This is a genomic window from Streptomyces sp. 135 (assembly GCF_020026305.1).
In the GTDB taxonomy this organism is placed as follows: Bacteria; Actinomycetota; Actinomycetes; order Streptomycetales; family Streptomycetaceae; genus Streptomyces.
On record NZ_CP075691.1, the window covers coordinates 2,185,857 to 2,200,112 of the forward strand.

The following is a 14,256-nucleotide window of genomic DNA, read 5'->3' on the forward strand; positions in this document are numbered from 1 at the left end:
GTTCATGGATGCAGCCATGACCCGAACGGCAGATTGCGTACGAGGGTGAAGGCGGCCACCAGGACACCGGCGCCCCACAGCTGTGCCGGGCGCAAGTCGATCCTCGGGGGCCGCCCGCGCGCCACGCGGACCACCCAGACGGCCCACAGCACCGCGAAGAGGCCGTAGCCGGCGACGGCGAGCGCGTTGGCGCCCAGGGCCGCGGTGAGATCGCCGTGGATGAAGGCGTGGGCGCTGCGCAGCCCGCCGCAGCCGGGGCAGTAGATACCGGTGAGGCGCAAGAGCGGGCAGGCGGGGTAGTGGCCGGGCTCGTTCGGGTCGACGGCGCCGACGTACGCGAAGGCGCCGGCGACGGCGGCGAGGACACCGGTCGGCACGCGCAGGCGGGCCAGGAGCGCGGGCGCGCCCTTTCGGGCGGTCTCGGCGCTCTCGGTTTCGGCTCTCACGCGTGCATTGTGCCCCGGCCCGGGGCCCGCCGCCCGGGGGCCGGACAGCGGAAGAGGCGGCCCCGGCACCTGCCGGACCGCCTCTTTCCGTACGGCGGAGGTCAGCTCTGGGACCGCACGACCTGGCGCTGCTGCTGGTTCTTGTCCGCGCCGAGGCCCATGGCGCGCATGACGAGGCCCACGAGGCCGCCGACCGCGGCGAGGGCCATGCCCGCCCAGAACCCGGGCACGTTGGCCATCACCATGAAGGCACCGGCGACGCAGAAACCGATGAAGGCGATGATGACACCGGTCCAGGCGGCCGGGGTGTGTCCGTGGCTGCTGCCCGCCATGACTTGCTCCTCGTTGCTGTATGCGTGGTGATGGGCGTAAGACCCACCGCGAGTCGGACGCTCGCTGTCATTGTCCCGTACCGGCGCGTATGGCCTGAGCGCGGGGTCATGCTTCGCGCGTCGGGTCCTCGCCCCGGTCCAGGGCCTTCCACAGTTCCTCGGGCCGCTCGGGGTCCGGGGCGCGGCGCGCCTTGCGGGGGCGCGGCGAGCCGTCGCGTTCGTAGCGTCCCGACATGGCGGGCCATGAGCGACCGTACGTGAGGGCGAGCAGGCCCGCGAGCAGGAGGAGGACGCCCGCGGCGGCCGCGGCGTAGGGCCAGCCGGTGTGGCTCAGGCCGCCGATGGTGGCGGCGGCGTCGCCGGACGCGGTGGCGGCCTTCTCGTCGAGGGCCGCGCTGTCGCCCGCACCGATCAGGGCGGCGGCCACGGTGCCCGCGCCGCTCAGCGTGAGCAGCAGGGAGACCAGGACGCGTCCGGTGCGGCGGACGGCGAAGACCGCGACGAGGGCGGCGAGGCCCACTATCGCGAGGGCCGCGGGCACGCCCGTGACGTCGCCGCCGCTCGCGGTCAGGGGCAGGTCGCCGCCCGCCACCGACGCCGTGCCGCGGGCCCAGGTCTGGCGGGAGGCGAGCAGCGCGAGGGCCGCGCCGACGGCGCCGAGCAGCAGGGCGGCGGCGATGCTGCGCCTGCTGCCGCGCTGTTCCTTGGTCTCGGCGGACCCGGCGGCCTCCGCGGCCTTGGCGGGGTCGGGCTGGGCGTCGGTACGGGGCGGTGGTACAGCGGAAGTCACCTGTCCACTATCCCTCACGGCTTCCCGGGGCGTGCAGGCGGTTGGCGGTGTGGATGGCGCGCAGCACGGCGGCGGCCTTGTTGCGGCACTCGGTGTCCTCGGCGACGGGGTCGGAGTCGGCGACGACACCGGCTCCGGCCTGCACGTACGCCGTGCCGTCGCGCAGCAGGGCGGTGCGGATCGCGATGGCGGTGTCGGAGTCGCCCGCGAAGTCGAGGTAGCCGACGCAGCCGCCGTACAGTCCGCGCCGGGAGGGCTCCAGTTCGTCGATGATCTGCATCGCGCGGGGCTTGGGGGCGCCGGAGAGGGTGCCCGCGGGGAAGCAGGCGGTGAGCACGTCGAAGGCGGTGCGGCCCTCGGCGACCTGTCCGGTGACCGTCGAGACGATGTGCATGACGTGGGAGTATTTCTCGACGGACATGAAGTCCACGACCTCCACGGAGCCCGGCTCGCAGACGCGGCCCAGGTCGTTGCGGCCGAGGTCGACGAGCATCAGGTGCTCGGCGCGCTCCTTGGGGTCGGCGAGCAGTTCGTCGGCGAGCGCCTGGTCCTCCTGCGGGGTGGCACCGCGGTGGCGGGTGCCCGCGATGGGGTGGACCATGGCGTGCCCGTCCTCGACCTTGACGAGGGCTTCGGGGCTGGAGCCGACGACGTCGAAGCCGTCGAGGCGCAGGAGGTACATGTACGGCGAGGGGTTGGTGGCCCGCAGCACCCGGTACACGTCCAGCGCGCTCGCCTCGCACGGCGTCTCGAAGCGCTGCGAGGGCACGACCTGGAAGGCCTCGCCGGCCCGGATGCGCTCCTTGATGTCCTCGACCGCCTCCTGGTACTGCTCGCCGCCCCACAGCGCGGTGTACTCGGGCAGCTCGGAGGGCGGGAGCGCCGCCGGCGGCTGGGCGACGGGGCGCGAGAGGTCGGCCTCCATGGCGTCGAGCCGGGCGACCGCGTCGGCGTACGCCTCGTCGACGCCCGTGTCGAGGTCGTTGTGGTTGATGGCGTTGGCGATCAGCAGGACCGAGCCGTCCCAGTGGTCCAGGACGGCGAGATCGCTGGTGAGCAGCATGGTCAGCTCGGGGAGCCGCAGGTCGTCCCGGTCGCCGGGGCCGATCTTCTCCAGGCGGCGCACGATGTCGTAGCCGAGGTAGCCGACCATGCCGCCGGTGAAGGGCGGCAGGCCCGCGTCGGTGACCAGGTCGCGGGGGGTGTGCAGGGTCTCGACGGTGGCGCGCAGGGCGTCGAGCGGGTCGCCGCTGGTGGGGACACCGACGGGCGGGGTGCCCAGCCAGTGGGCTTCGCCGTCCTTGACGGTGAGGGTGGCGGCGCTGCGGACGCCGACGAAGGAGTACCGGGACCAGCTGCGGCCGTTCTCGGCGGACTCCAGGAGGAAGGTGCCGGGGCGTTCGGCGGTGAGCTTGCGGTAGAGGCCGACGGGGGTGTCGCCGTCCGCGAGGAGCTTGCGGCTGACGGGGATCACTCGGCGGTCGGTCGCGAGCTTGCGGAAGGTGTCGAGGTCCATGCCGGCAGACCCTACTGACCGGGCGCCGGTACGCCGGACAACGGCAGCACGTCGGAGTCGAAGCAGGTGCGGGTGCCGGTGTGGCAGGCCGCGCCGACCTGGTCGACCTGGACGAGGACGGTGTCCGCGTCGCAGTCGAGGGCCACCTCCTTGACGTACTGGAAGTGTCCGGAGGTGTCGCCCTTGACCCAGTACTCCTGGCGACTGCGGGACCAGTAGGTGCAGCGCCCGGTGGTGAGGGTGCGGTGCAGCGCCTCGTCGTCCATCCAGCCGAGCATGAGCACCTCGCCGGTGTCGTACTGCTGGGCGATGGCGGGGAGGAGGCCGTCGGCGCTGCGCTTGAGGCGCGCGGCGATCTCCGGGTCGAGGCCGCTGCTGGGCGGGGGCACGCTGGTCATGCCGCCCATTGTGCCGCGCCGGCGCGGCGGGCCCGGCGGGCGTCCACTGTCCGGACCGGCCGACCGGTCGTAGGCTGGCTGGCATGTCGACCCATGCGAAGCGTGAACGACTTCTCCTCGCCGACCTGTTGGAGGCCCAGGGCCCTGAGGCCCCGACGCTCTGCGAAGGCTGGAAGACCCGGGACCTGGCGGCCCACGTGGTGGTGCGCGAGCGCCGCGCGGACGCCGCGGGCGGGCTCCTGATCAAGCAGCTGGCGGGGCGTCTGGAGCGGGTGCAGGCAGAATTCGCCGCGAAGCCGTACGAAGAGCTGATCCAGCTGATCAGGACGGGCCCGCCGCGTTTCTCGCCCTTCTCGCTCAAGCAGCTCGACGAGGCGTCGAACGCCCTCGAGTTCTACATCCACACCGAGGACGTGCGCCGGGCCCAGCCCGACTGGACGCCGCGCGCCCTCGACCCGGTCTTCTCCGACGCCCTGTGGTCCCGCCTGGAGCGCACGGCCCGCCTGGTGGGCCGCAAGTCCCCGGTCGGCCTGGTCCTGCGCCGCCCGGACGGCCGCACGGCGGTGGCCCACCGGGGCACCCCGGTGGTGACGGCGACGGGCGAACCGTCGGAGCTGCTGCTGTTCGCGTACGGCAGGCAGGAGGCGGCCGACGTCTTGCTGGAGGGCGACAAGGACGCGATCGCCGCCCTCCACGAGACGAAGCAGCTGGGGCTGTAGGGCCCCGGCCCGGCCTTACCTCACCGGGTGCCCCGCCCCCCGCAACGTCTCCTTCACCTCGCCGATCCGCAGATCGCCGAAGTGGAAGACCGACGCCGCGAGCACCGCGTCCGCGCCCGCCTCGATCGCCGGGGGGAAGTGGTCCAGGCGGCCCGCGCCGCCGGAGGCGATGACCGGGACCGTGACGTGTCGGCGTACGGCCGAGATCATCTCGATGTCGTAGCCGTCCTTCGTGCCGTCGGCGTCCATCGAGTTGAGCAGGATCTCGCCCGCGCCCAGCTCCGCGGCCTCGTGCGCCCATTCGACGGCGTCGATGCCGGCGGACTTGCGGCCGCCGTGGGTGGTCACCTCGAAGGTGCCGGACGGGGTGCGGCGCGCGTCCACGGAGAGGACGAGGACCTGGCGGCCGAAGCGCTCCGCGATCTCGCGGATCAGGTCGGGGCGGGCGATCGCCGCCGTGTTGACGCCGACCTTGTCCGCGCCCGCGCGAAGGAGCTTGTCGACGTCCTCGGCGGTGCGGACGCCGCCGCCGACCGTGAGCGGGATGAAGACCTGCTCGGCGGTACGGCGGACCACGTCGTACGTCGTCTCGCGGTTGCCAGAGGACGCGGTGATGTCCAGGAAGGTCAGCTCGTCGGCGCCCTCGGCGTCGTACACCTTGGCCATCTCGACGGGGTCGCCCGCGTCGCGCAGGTTCTGGAAGTTGACGCCCTTGACGACGCGGCCGTTGTCCACGTCGAGGCAGGGGATCACGCGTACGGAGAGGGTCATGCCGCGCCTCCCTGGGCGGCGCGCGGACCGTACGCCTCCACCTCGACCTCGACCACCAGACTGGGGTCGATGAAGCCGGAGACGATCAGCATGGAGGCGGCGGGGCGCACGTCGTCGAAGAGTTCCTTGTGGGCGCGGCCCACGTCCTCCACGTCCCGCGCGTGCGTGAGGTACATGCGGGTGCGTACGACGTGCTCACGGCCGAGGCCGAGCTTCTTGAGCGCGTCGAAGGCGACCTGGAAGGCGTTGACGGTCTGGTCGTACGGGGTGCCCGCCTCGATCACGCCGTTCACCACCGACGTGCAACCGGACACCAGGACGAGGCCGTTCGGCAGTTCGACGGCGCGGGAGTAGCCGATGGCCTCCTCCCAGGGGCCGCCCGTGCTCACCCGGCGTACGGCGTCGCTCATGACGACGCCACCGCGGCGAGCGCCTCTTCGAGCGTGAACGCCTTCGCGTACAGCGCCTTGCCGACGATCGCGCCCTCGACGCCGAGCGGGACGAGCTCGGAGATGGCGCGCAGGTCGTCCAGGGAGGAGACGCCGCCGGAGGCGACGACGGGGCGGTCCGTCGCCGCGCACACGTTGCGCAGGAGCTCCAGGTTGGGGCCCTGGAGCGTGCCGTCCTTGGCGATGTCGGTGACCACGTAGCGCGCGCAGCCCTCGGAGTTCAGGCGCTCCAGGGTCTCGTAGAGGTCGCCGCCGTCGCGGGTCCAGCCGCGGCCGCGCAGCGTCGTACCGCGTACGTCGAGGCCGACCGCGATCTTGTCGCCGTGCTCGGCGATGACCTTGGCGACCCACTCGGGGGTCTCCAGGGCGGCGGTGCCGAGGTTGACGCGGGTGCAGCCGGTGGCGAGGGCGGCGGCCAGCGAGGCGTCGTCGCGGATGCCGCCGGAGAGTTCCACCTTGATGTCCATGGCCCCTGTCACCTCGGCGACGAGGTCACGGTTGTCGCCCGTGCCGAACGCCGCGTCCAGGTCGACCAGGTGCAGCCACTCGGCGCCCGACCGCTGCCAGGCGAGGGCGGCCTCCAGCGGGGAGCCGTAGGAGGTCTCCGAGCCGGACTCGCCGTGGACGAGACGTACGGCCTGGCCGTCGCGGACGTCGACGGCGGGAAGGAGTTCGAGGGTGCTCACAGGGTTCCGATCCAGTTGGTGAGGAGCTGGGCGCCGGCGTCGCCGGACTTCTCGGGGTGGAACTGGGTGGCGCTCAGCGCGCCGTTCTCGACGGCCGCCACGAAGGGCTCGCCGTGCGTGGACCAGGTGACGTGCGGGGCGCGCATCGCCGGGTTCGCGACTTCGAGGGACCAGTGGTGCACGGCGTAGGAGTGCACGAAGTAGAAGCGGGCTTCGTCGTCCAGGTCCTTGAAGAGCGTGGACCCGGCGGAGGCCTGGACCGTGTTCCAGCCCATGTGCGGCACGATCTCGGCCTTCAGCGGCTCGACCGTGCCGGGCCACTCGTCCAGGCCCTCGGTCTCGACGCCGTGTTCGATGCCGCGCGCGAAGAGGATCTGCATGCCGACGCAGATGCCCATCACGGGACGCCCGCCGGCCAGGCGCCGCCCGACGATCCAGTCGCCGCGCGCTTCCTTCAGCCCCTGCATGCAGGCGGCGAACGCGCCGACGCCCGGCACCAGCAGGCCGTCGGCGTTCATGGCCTTGTCGTAGTCGCGCGTTATCTCGACGTCGGCTCCCGCGCGCGCGAGGGCGCGCTCGGCGGAGCGGACGTTCCCGAAGCCGTAGTCGAAGACGACGACCTTCTTGGGAGTGCTCATGTGGCGTACGCCTCCCGTCAGTTCCAGTAGTCGAGCCGCAGGATGCCCGCCGCCAGGCACATCACGGCGCCGATGGAGAGCAGCGTGATCAGGCTCTTGGGCATCCCCTGCTTGACGAAGGAGATGACGCCGCCGATCAGGAAGAGACCGACGACGATGAGGATGGTGTTGAGGCCGGTCATGGGTTAGAGCGCGCCCTTCGTGGAGGGAAGGATGCCGGCCGCGCGCGGGTCGCGCTCGGACGCGTACCGCAGGGCGCGGGCCAGGGCCTTGAACTGGCACTCCACGATGTGGTGGGCGTTGCGCCCGTACGGCACGTGGACGTGCAGGGCGATCTGGGCCTGCGCGACGAAGGACTCCAGGATGTGCCGGGTCATCGTCGTGTCGTACTCGCCGATCATCGGCGCCATCTTCTCGGGCTCGGTGTGCACGAGGTACGGGCGGCCGGAGAGGTCGACCGTCACCTGGGCCAGCGACTCGTCGAGCGGGACCGTGCAGTTGCCGAAGCGGTAGATGCCCACCTTGTCGCCGAGTGCCTGCTTGAAGGCGGCGCCGAGCGCGAGCGCGGTGTCCTCGATGGTGTGGTGGGAGTCGATGTGCAGGTCGCCGTCGGTCTTGACCGTGAGGTCGAACAGGCCGTGGCGGCCGAGCTGGTCGAGCATGTGGTCGTAGAACCCGACCCCGGTCGACACGTCGACCTTGCCGGTGCCGTCGAGATCGATCTCGACGACGACGGAGGTCTCCTTGGTGATCCGTTCGATTCTTCCGACGCGGCCTTCGCGAGTCATGCGTCCTGCTCCTTCTTGAGTTCGCGCACCGCATCGAGGAACGCGTCGTTTTCGTCGGGTGCTCCCGCGGTGACCCGCAGCCATCCCGGTACGCCGTTGTCCCGGACCAGGACGCCCCGGTCGAGGATCTTCTGCCAGACCTCGTGGGAGGCCCCCTCGCCGTCGAATCGCCCGAACTGGACGAAGTTGGCGTCGGAGTCCGTCACCTCGTACCCCATCGCGCGCAGCTCGGTGACGAGGCGGTCGCGCTCGGCCTTGAGCTGCTCCACGTACTTCAGGAGCGTGTCGGTGTGCTCCAGGGCGGCGAGCGCGGTGGCCTGGGTGACGGCCGACAGGTGGTAGGGCAGGCGCACCAGCTGTACGGCGTCGACGACCGCAGGGTCGGCGGCGAGGTAGCCGAGGCGCAGCCCGGCCGCGCCGAACGCCTTCGACATGGTCCGTGAGATGACGAGGTGCGGGCGCCCCTCGATCAGCGGCAGCAGCGAGTCTCCGTGGCTGAACTCCACGTACGCCTCGTCGACCACCACCATGGACGGCTTCGCGGCCTGCGCCGCTTCGTACAGCGCGAGGACCGTCTCGGCGGGGACGGCGTTGCCCGTGGGGTTGTTGGGCGTGGTGATGAAGACGACGTCCGGCTGGTTCTCGGTGATGGCCTTCACCGCCGCCGCCACGTCGATCGTGAAGTCGTCGTGGCGCGGCCCGGAGATCCAGGCCGTGCCGGTGCCGCGCGCGATCAGGCCGTGCATCGAGTACGAGGGCTCGAAGCCGATGGCCGTGCGGCCGGGGCCGCCGAAGGTCTGCAGGAGCTGCTGGATGACTTCGTTGGAGCCGTTGGCCGCCCACACGTTGGCGAGCGTGACCTCGTGTCCGCCGGTGCGGGTGAGGTAGCGCGCCAGCTCGGTGCGCAGCTCCACCGCGTCCCGGTCGGGGTAGCGGTTGAGGTCGCGAGCCGCCTCGCGGACCCGCTCGGCGATGCGCTCGACGAGCGGCTCGGGGAGCGGGTAGGGGTTCTCGTTGGTGTTCAGGCGTACGGGTACGTCGAGCTGGGGCGCGCCGTAGGGGGACTTGCCGCGCAGTTCGTCGCGTACGGGGAGGTCGTCGATGCGTACGGTGCTCACTGGCCCGGCACCTTCCATCCGAACCGCGCCTTCACGGCCGCCCCGTGCGCGGGCAGGTCCTCCGCCTCGGCGAGCGTGACCACGTGGTGCGCGACGTCAGCGAGCGCCTCGCGGGTGTAGTCCACGATGTGGATGCCGCGCAGGAACGACTGGACGGACAGGCCCGAGGAGTGGCAGGCGCAGCCGCCGGTCGGCAGGACGTGGTTGGAGCCCGCGCAGTAGTCGCCGAGGGAGACCGGCGACCAGGGGCCGACGAAGATCGCGCCGGCGTTCTTGACGCGCTCCGCGACGGAAGGGGCGTCGGCGGTCTGGATCTCCAGGTGCTCGGCGCCGTACGCGTCGACGACCCGCAGGCCCTCTTCCACGCCGTCGACGAGGACGATCGCGGACTGGCGGCCCTGAAGCGCCGGGACGATGCGGTCCTCGACGTGCTTGGTGGCGGCGACCTGCGGCACCAGCTCCTTGGCGACCGCGTCGGCGAGCGCCTCGGAGTCGGTGACGAGCACGGCGGCCGCGAGCGGGTCGTGCTCGGCCTGGCTGATCAGGTCGGACGCGACGTGCGCCGGGTCGGCGGTGTCGTCGGCGAGGACGGCGATCTCGGTCGGGCCCGCCTCGGTGTCGATGCCGATGCGGCCGGTGAAGTAGCGCTTGGCGGCGGCGACCCAGATGTTGCCGGGGCCGGTCACCATGTTCGCGGGGGCGCAGGTCTCGGTGCCGTAGGCGAACATCGCGACGGCCTGGGCGCCGCCGACCGCGTACACCTCGTCGATGCCGAGGAGCGCGCAGGCGGCGAGGATCGTCGGGTGCGGAAGTCCGCCGAAGTCGGCCTGCGGCGGGGACGCGAGCGCCATCGATCCGACGCCCGCCTCCTGCGCCGGGACGGCGTTCATGATCACGGAGGAGGGGTAGACGGACCGGCCGCCGGGGGCGTAGAGCCCGACGCGCTCGACCGGCACCCATTTCTCGGTGACCTTGCCGCCGGGCACGACCTGCACGGTGTGCGGGGCGCGGCGCTGGGCGCAGTGGACGAGGCGGGCGCGGCGGATCGACTCCTCCAGCGCCTCGCGCACGACGGGGTCGAGACCGGCCAGGGCCTCCTTGAGGGCGGCCGCGGGCACCCGGACCTGGTCGAGCCGCACGCCGTCGAATTTCTCCGCGTACTCGATCAGCGCCGCGTCGCCCCGATGATGCACGTCCTCGCAGATGGGCCGCACCTTCTCCAGGGCGGCCGCGACGTCGAAGTCGGCACGGGGCAGCAGGGCGCGCAGGGCGGGGCCCTCGGGGAGGGCGTCGCCGCGCAGATCGATTCGAGAGATCACATGGCCAATTCTCTCAGACCTTCTTTCGACCTCGTCCGCCCGTATCAGTGGCTGATATGGATCTCGCGGGACCGTCTTCACCAAGCGCGTTCAGCCGGTCACAGAGCGGGCATGAAACAGGTGTACGAGGCACCGGTACACGCGGAGGAGGTGGCAGGAGCAGTGGTCGACGACGACGGCACCGCGGAGCCGCCGGACGGGCTGACCGCCGCGGAGATCGGCATGTGGCAGGCGTTCCGCAACGGCAGCGTCTACGACCTCAGATCGGGCGACGGCGCCGCGGACGATCCGCACGGCGGGCACCCCTGGGGGCCCGAGCGCAGCGTGCGGGCGCGCATCGTGTGCTGGCTCCTCCTCGGCGGGCCGCCCGCGCTGGCGGGCCGGGTCTCCTCGCTGAAGCTGGCGGGGGTGCAGATCACCGACGTGCTCGATCTCGCGGGCGGGACCATCGTCCCGTACACCGAGATGAAGCACTGCCGCTTCGAGAAGGAGATCCTCCTCCCCGAGTCCCGCTTCGCCACGCTGCGCCTGGTCGACTGCTCGATCCCGCGCATCGAGGCGGCCCGGCTGCACACCGAGGGCGATCTGCACCTGCCGCGCTGCCGGGTGCACAACGGCATCCGCCTCACCGACGCCCAGATCGGCACCGATCTGCTCCTGAACCAGGCGGTGGTCTACCGCGACCGGCGCAGCCGCTCGATCACCGGCGACGGCCTCACCGTCGGGCAGGACCTCCAGGCCGAGATGATGGAGTCGCACGGCGAGCTGAGCCTGCGCGGCGCGAAGGTCGGCGTGTCGCTGAGCCTGCGCGGCAGCAGACTCATCAACCAGTACGGGCGGTACGCGCTCAACGCCCCGCAGCTGACCGTGGAGCGCACGCTGTACCTGACGCCCGCCGCCGTCGGCAATCCGCCGCAGACCAGCGGCACGACCCCGGCGCGCGGCACCCGCGTGCAGCGCTTCGAGTGCGAGGGCGGCATCCGGCTCGACGACGGCCGCTTCGGCGACGCCATCGACTTCGCGGCGGCCCGCTTCAGGCTCCAGAACGACCAGGAGATCTCGCTGCGCCGCGTCCAGACGCCGGAGCTGCGCTTCCTGGGCGAGGCGCCGCAGCGCGGCAAGGTCGTGCTGTCCGGCGCCAAGGTCGTCAACCTCATCGACCGGGCGACCAGCTGGCCAGGACCCGGCGGCCTCCAGATGGGCGGTTTCACCTACGAGAACCTCGTCCCGCTGGGCAGCTTCACGCTCGACCGGCGGCTGGCCTGGGTGTCGGCCGCGACCGCCGAGTACAACCCGGAGCCGTACGAGAAGCTGGCCGCCGTCCTGCGCAACGGCGGTGAGGACGCCGACGCCCGCGAGGTCCTCCTCGCCAAGCAGCGCCGGCGCCGCGAGACGCTGCCGATGGCGGCGAAGCTGTGGGGGTTCGCCCAGGACTGGACGGTCGCGTACGGCTACCGGCCCGGCCGGGCGGCGGTCTGGATGGCCGTGCTGTGGGCGGTCAGCGCCGTGGCGTTCTCGCACGCCGACCACCCGGCGATCAAACCGGGCGAGCACCCGAACTGGAACCCCGCGCTCTTCGCGCTCGACCTCCTGCTGCCCGTGATCAACCTCGGCCAGGACAGTTACTGGCAGCTGCGCGGCGGCTGGCAGTGGTTCTCGACGGCGCTGATCCTGCTCGGCTGGGTCCTGGCGACGACGGTGGCGGCGGGCGCGACCCGGCTGCTGCGGCGCAGCTGAGGCGCGTGCCACGGCGCGCCCCCGGCCGCCCCGCGCCGGTGCGCCCCGCCGAACCGTTATCCGGCGGCGGGCAACCTTCGCCGCCCTTCGACCGTCATCCCACAGCGACCAACAATTGAGCAACCACGACGGTGACCGGCCACCCCCCGCGCGAGCGGCGCCGGTTGAGGCGCAAAGGAGGGCACGGTGCTGCGTGCCTTCATCCGTACCGCCCGCATGATCCGGCACACCCCGCGGCTCGCCGCCGGGCTGCCGCCGGACGAGGAGGTCCTCCTCGACGTGCCCGACGAGCGGCTCGCCCCCGCGCTCGTCGCCGCCGGGCGCGGTGACCACGGCCCGGCCGCCAAGCTCCTCGCCACCACCCGCGATGCCGCCGAGTGGGAGAACCGCGACCGCTACACCACGCGGCTCGCCGCCTTCGCCCGCTCCCGCCCCGAGTGGTTCGACGCGTGGCTGGCCGCGTCCCCGCACGACCCGGACGCCCTGCTCGTCAAGGCCGAGCTGGCGGTCGTCCGAGGCTGGGAGTCACCGGCCCGCGCCGAGCTGCTGCGCGAGGTGAGCCCGCTGCTGACCGCCGCCGCCGAGGCCGACCCCCGCGACCCGGTGCCCTGGCGGATCGCCCTCGACCACGCCCGCGGCACCCACGCCACGCACACCGTCTTCGAACAGCTGTGGGAGGAGGCGGTGCGCCGCTCCTCGTACCACTACGGCTGCCATGCCTCCGCCCTCCAGTACCTCTCGGCCGCCTGGTACGGCTCGCACCGCGAGTGCTTCGACTTCGCCGAGCGCGCCGCCTCGGACGCGCTGCCCGGCTCGCTGATACAGGTCCTGCCGACCCGTGCCGCCTTCGCCTACCTCACCAGCCCGACGGGCAGCGTGCCGCGCGAGCGTCTGGACGCGGCGGCCGACCTCGCCATCGGCCTGTCCTCGGAGTACGCGGCCGGCGATCCCTGGCCCGCCGAGGTCCGCAACCTCCTCGCGTACGTCCTGGTCCGCCTGGAGCGGTGGGACGACGCCCTCGAACAGCTGCGCCTGATCGGACCGTACGCGACGTCCTTCCCCTGGGACCGGATGGCGGACGATCCGCTGGGCCAGTTCCTGGAGCTGCGCGACGGCGTACGCATCGAAGTGGCGTCGATGACCCCGCTGCGGCCGCCGCGCGGACGTGAGCGCTCCGGCGAGCATTAGGCTTGCCGGTCGTGACCATCCGGCTTCCGCTCTTCCCGCTCAACTCGGTGCTGTTCCCCGGCCTCGTCCTGCCGCTGAACGTCTTCGAGGAGCGATATCGCGCCATGATGCGCGAGCTGCTCAAGTCCCCCGAGGAGGAGCAGCGCCAGTTCGCCGTCGTCGCCATCCGCGACGGCCTGGAGGTGGCGCCCAGCGCGCCCGGCCTCCCCGACCAGACGGCGCTGCCCGAGCACGGCCCCGCCGCGGGCTTCGGCGACGACCCGGTCAAGGCCTTCCACACCGTGGGCTGCGTGGCGGACGCGGCGACGATCAGGGAGCGCGCCGACGGCGGTTTCGAGGTCCTCGCCACCGGCACCACGCGGGTGCGGATCCTGTCGGTCGACGCCTCCGGGGCCTTCCTCACCGCCGAGGTCGAGGAGGTGCCGGAGGAGCCGGGCGAGGGGGCGGGCACGCTCGCGGAGGGTGTCCTGCGCGCCTTCCGGGCCTACCAGAAGCGGCTGGCGGGGGCGCGGGAACGCTCGCTGACGACGGGGGCGGAGCTGCCGGACGAGCCGTCCGTGGTGTCGTACCTGGTCGCGGCGGCGGCCGTCCTGGACACCCCGACCAAGCAGCGGCTCCTGGAGGCGCCGGACACCGCGGCGCGGCTGCGGGACGAGCTGAAATTGCTGCGCGCCGAGACCGCCATCATCCGTAACCTGCCCTCGCTGCCCGCGACGGAGCTGACGCGCGGGACGACCAGCCTCAACTGACGCATGCAAAGGCGCATCACCTTGGCGAAGAAGCAGAAGAAGCAGGCGGGCGGGGCCGGGACCCCGGCGACGGTGGCGCTGACCGCGGCGGGCACCGCCTTCACGGTCCACGCCTACGAGCACGACCCGGCCCATCCCTCGTACGGCGAGGAGGCCGCGCAGGCCATGGGCGTCTCTCCGGACCGGGTCTTCAAGACGCTGGTCGCGGAGGTCGACGGCGAGCTGACCGTCGCCGTCGTGCCGGTCGCGGGCTCCCTGGACCTCAAGGCGCTGGCCGCCGCGGTCGGGGGCAAGCGCGCCGTGATGGCCGACCCGGCGGCGGCCGAACGCACCACCGGTTATGTGCGGGGCGGCATCTCCCCGCTCGGCCAGCGCAAGAGGCTGCGTACGGTCCTGGACGACTCGGCGTCGGCGCACGCCACGATCTGCGTCTCGGCGGGCCGCCGGGGCCTGGAGGTGGAGCTCGCGCCGGGCGACCTGGCGGAGCTCACCGGGGCGGTACTGGCGCCCGTCGGACGCACGGCCTGAAAGGCGCCTCGACACCTGCCCGGTGCGGGACTAGTACCGGGAGCATGTCGAAGAAGACGCGCATGCGGAAGTGGCGGGCGAAGA

Annotated in this window: 18 protein-coding genes; 5 read left to right on the top strand and 13 right to left on the bottom strand. The window is 72.5% G+C overall.

The window, feature by feature from the left end; all coding sequences use genetic code 11:
• Positions 1 to 2: 2 nt before the first annotated feature.
• The 5 genes from KKZ08_RS09855 to hisI all read right to left on the bottom strand — a co-directional run bounded on the left by KKZ08_RS09855 (position 3) and on the right by hisI (position 3,482).
• The gene (locus KKZ08_RS09855; protein ID WP_223778979.1) at positions 3 to 392 is read right to left on the bottom strand and encodes a DUF2752 domain-containing protein; all 390 of its coding nucleotides are present in this window, start codon (positions 390 to 392) and stop codon (positions 3 to 5) included.
• Between the two features lie 155 nt (positions 393 to 547).
• Positions 548 to 778: an HGxxPAAW family protein gene (locus KKZ08_RS09860; RefSeq protein ID WP_223774090.1), complete on the bottom strand. Its 231-nt coding sequence runs from the start codon at positions 776 to 778 to the stop codon at positions 548 to 550.
• A 106-nt stretch (positions 779 to 884) separates the two neighbouring features.
• Positions 885 to 1,568 carry a TIGR02234 family membrane protein gene (locus KKZ08_RS09865; protein WP_223774091.1) on the bottom strand — a complete coding sequence of 228 codons (684 nt, stop codon included), beginning with the start codon at positions 1,566 to 1,568 and terminating at the stop codon, positions 885 to 887.
• A 7-nt stretch (positions 1,569 to 1,575) separates the two neighbouring features.
• Positions 1,576 to 3,084 (bottom strand): anthranilate synthase component I, encoded by a 1,509-nt coding sequence (locus KKZ08_RS09870; RefSeq protein ID WP_223774092.1) that lies wholly within the window; start codon positions 3,082 to 3,084, stop codon positions 1,576 to 1,578.
• 11 nt (positions 3,085 to 3,095) lie between these two features.
• Positions 3,096 to 3,482, bottom strand: a complete 387-nt coding sequence (gene hisI / locus KKZ08_RS09875; protein ID WP_223774093.1) for a phosphoribosyl-AMP cyclohydrolase — start codon at positions 3,480 to 3,482, stop codon at positions 3,096 to 3,098.
• An 83-nt stretch (positions 3,483 to 3,565) separates the two neighbouring features.
• Between hisI and KKZ08_RS09880 the strand changes: the two genes are divergently transcribed.
• The gene (locus tag KKZ08_RS09880) at positions 3,566 to 4,201 is read left to right on the top strand and encodes a TIGR03085 family metal-binding protein (protein ID WP_223774094.1); all 636 of its coding nucleotides are present in this window, start codon (positions 3,566 to 3,568) and stop codon (positions 4,199 to 4,201) included.
• A 15-nt stretch (positions 4,202 to 4,216) separates the two neighbouring features.
• On the opposite strand, the gene hisF is transcribed toward KKZ08_RS09880, so the two are convergent.
• Genes hisF through hisD form a run of 8 tightly spaced genes read right to left on the bottom strand, consistent with a single transcriptional unit; the run spans position 4,217 to position 9,970 of the window.
• Positions 4,217 to 4,972, bottom strand: a complete 756-nt coding sequence (gene hisF / locus KKZ08_RS09885) for an imidazole glycerol phosphate synthase subunit HisF (protein WP_223774095.1) — start codon at positions 4,970 to 4,972, stop codon at positions 4,217 to 4,219.
• Complete coding sequence (locus KKZ08_RS09890; protein WP_223774096.1) at positions 4,969 to 5,382, bottom strand: RidA family protein; 414 nt, start codon at positions 5,380 to 5,382, stop codon at positions 4,969 to 4,971. Before KKZ08_RS09890 ends, hisF begins: the two co-directional genes overlap by 4 nt.
• On the bottom strand, positions 5,379 to 6,107 hold the full coding sequence (priA, locus tag KKZ08_RS09895; RefSeq protein WP_223774097.1) for a bifunctional 1-(5-phosphoribosyl)-5-((5-phosphoribosylamino)methylideneamino)imidazole-4-carboxamide isomerase/phosphoribosylanthranilate isomerase PriA: 729 nt from the start codon (positions 6,105 to 6,107) through the stop codon (positions 5,379 to 5,381). The genes KKZ08_RS09890 and priA overlap by 4 nt, the downstream gene beginning before the upstream one ends.
• A complete protein-coding gene (gene hisH, locus KKZ08_RS09900; RefSeq protein WP_223774098.1) occupies positions 6,104 to 6,745 on the bottom strand; it encodes an imidazole glycerol phosphate synthase subunit HisH in 642 nt (213 codons plus the stop codon). Before hisH ends, priA begins: the two co-directional genes overlap by 4 nt.
• Positions 6,746 to 6,762: 17 nt before the next feature.
• On the bottom strand, positions 6,763 to 6,927 hold the full coding sequence (locus tag KKZ08_RS09905) for a hypothetical protein (RefSeq protein ID WP_062781233.1): 165 nt from the start codon (positions 6,925 to 6,927) through the stop codon (positions 6,763 to 6,765).
• A gap of 3 nt (positions 6,928 to 6,930) precedes the next feature.
• Entirely contained in the window at positions 6,931 to 7,533 is a 603-nt protein-coding gene (gene hisB / locus KKZ08_RS09910) for an imidazoleglycerol-phosphate dehydratase HisB (protein ID WP_223774099.1), read from the bottom strand.
• Positions 7,530 to 8,651: a histidinol-phosphate transaminase gene (locus KKZ08_RS09915; RefSeq protein ID WP_223774100.1), complete on the bottom strand. Its 1,122-nt coding sequence runs from the start codon at positions 8,649 to 8,651 to the stop codon at positions 7,530 to 7,532. Before KKZ08_RS09915 ends, hisB begins: the two co-directional genes overlap by 4 nt.
• Entirely contained in the window at positions 8,648 to 9,970 is a 1,323-nt protein-coding gene (gene hisD / locus KKZ08_RS09920) for a histidinol dehydrogenase (RefSeq protein WP_223774101.1), read from the bottom strand. Before hisD ends, KKZ08_RS09915 begins: the two co-directional genes overlap by 4 nt.
• Positions 9,971 to 10,192: 222 nt before the next feature.
• On the opposite strand from hisD, the gene KKZ08_RS09925 reads away from it, so the two are divergent.
• From KKZ08_RS09925 to ybaK, 4 genes are all read left to right on the top strand, one after another.
• Positions 10,193 to 11,707: an oxidoreductase gene (locus KKZ08_RS09925; protein ID WP_223778980.1), complete on the top strand. Its 1,515-nt coding sequence runs from the start codon at positions 10,193 to 10,195 to the stop codon at positions 11,705 to 11,707.
• A gap of 216 nt (positions 11,708 to 11,923) precedes the next feature.
• Positions 11,924 to 12,895: a hypothetical protein gene (locus tag KKZ08_RS09930; RefSeq protein WP_223778981.1), complete on the top strand. Its 972-nt coding sequence runs from the start codon at positions 11,924 to 11,926 to the stop codon at positions 12,893 to 12,895.
• Between the two features lie 2 nt (positions 12,896 to 12,897).
• Entirely contained in the window at positions 12,898 to 13,644 is a 747-nt protein-coding gene (locus KKZ08_RS09935) for an LON peptidase substrate-binding domain-containing protein (RefSeq protein WP_223774102.1), read from the top strand.
• A gap of 21 nt (positions 13,645 to 13,665) precedes the next feature.
• The gene (gene ybaK / locus KKZ08_RS09940) at positions 13,666 to 14,172 is read left to right on the top strand and encodes a Cys-tRNA(Pro) deacylase (RefSeq protein WP_223774103.1); all 507 of its coding nucleotides are present in this window, start codon (positions 13,666 to 13,668) and stop codon (positions 14,170 to 14,172) included.
• Positions 14,173 to 14,256 lie beyond the last annotated feature (84 nt).

Coding starts and splice junctions, on each gene's coding strand:
- KKZ08_RS09860 (WP_223774090.1), bottom strand. CDS start 778: ATGGCGGGCAGCAGCCACGGACACACCCCGGCCGCCTGGACCGGTGTC.
- KKZ08_RS09870 (WP_223774092.1), bottom strand. CDS start 3,084: ATGGACCTCGACACCTTCCGCAAGCTCGCGACCGACCGCCGAGTGATC.
- hisI (WP_223774093.1), bottom strand. CDS start 3,482: ATGACCAGCGTGCCCCCGCCCAGCAGCGGCCTCGACCCGGAGATCGCC.
- KKZ08_RS09880 (WP_223774094.1), top strand. CDS start 3,566: ATGTCGACCCATGCGAAGCGTGAACGACTTCTCCTCGCCGACCTGTTG.
- hisF (WP_223774095.1), bottom strand. CDS start 4,972: ATGACCCTCTCCGTACGCGTGATCCCCTGCCTCGACGTGGACAACGGC.
- KKZ08_RS09890 (WP_223774096.1), bottom strand. CDS start 5,382: ATGAGCGACGCCGTACGCCGGGTGAGCACGGGCGGCCCCTGGGAGGAG.
- hisH (WP_223774098.1), bottom strand. CDS start 6,745: ATGAGCACTCCCAAGAAGGTCGTCGTCTTCGACTACGGCTTCGGGAAC.
- KKZ08_RS09905 (WP_062781233.1), bottom strand. CDS start 6,927: ATGACCGGCCTCAACACCATCCTCATCGTCGTCGGTCTCTTCCTGATC.
- hisB (WP_223774099.1), bottom strand. CDS start 7,533: ATGACTCGCGAAGGCCGCGTCGGAAGAATCGAACGGATCACCAAGGAG.
- KKZ08_RS09925 (WP_223778980.1), top strand. CDS start 10,193: ATGTGGCAGGCGTTCCGCAACGGCAGCGTCTACGACCTCAGATCGGGC.
- KKZ08_RS09930 (WP_223778981.1), top strand. CDS start 11,924: ATGATCCGGCACACCCCGCGGCTCGCCGCCGGGCTGCCGCCGGACGAG.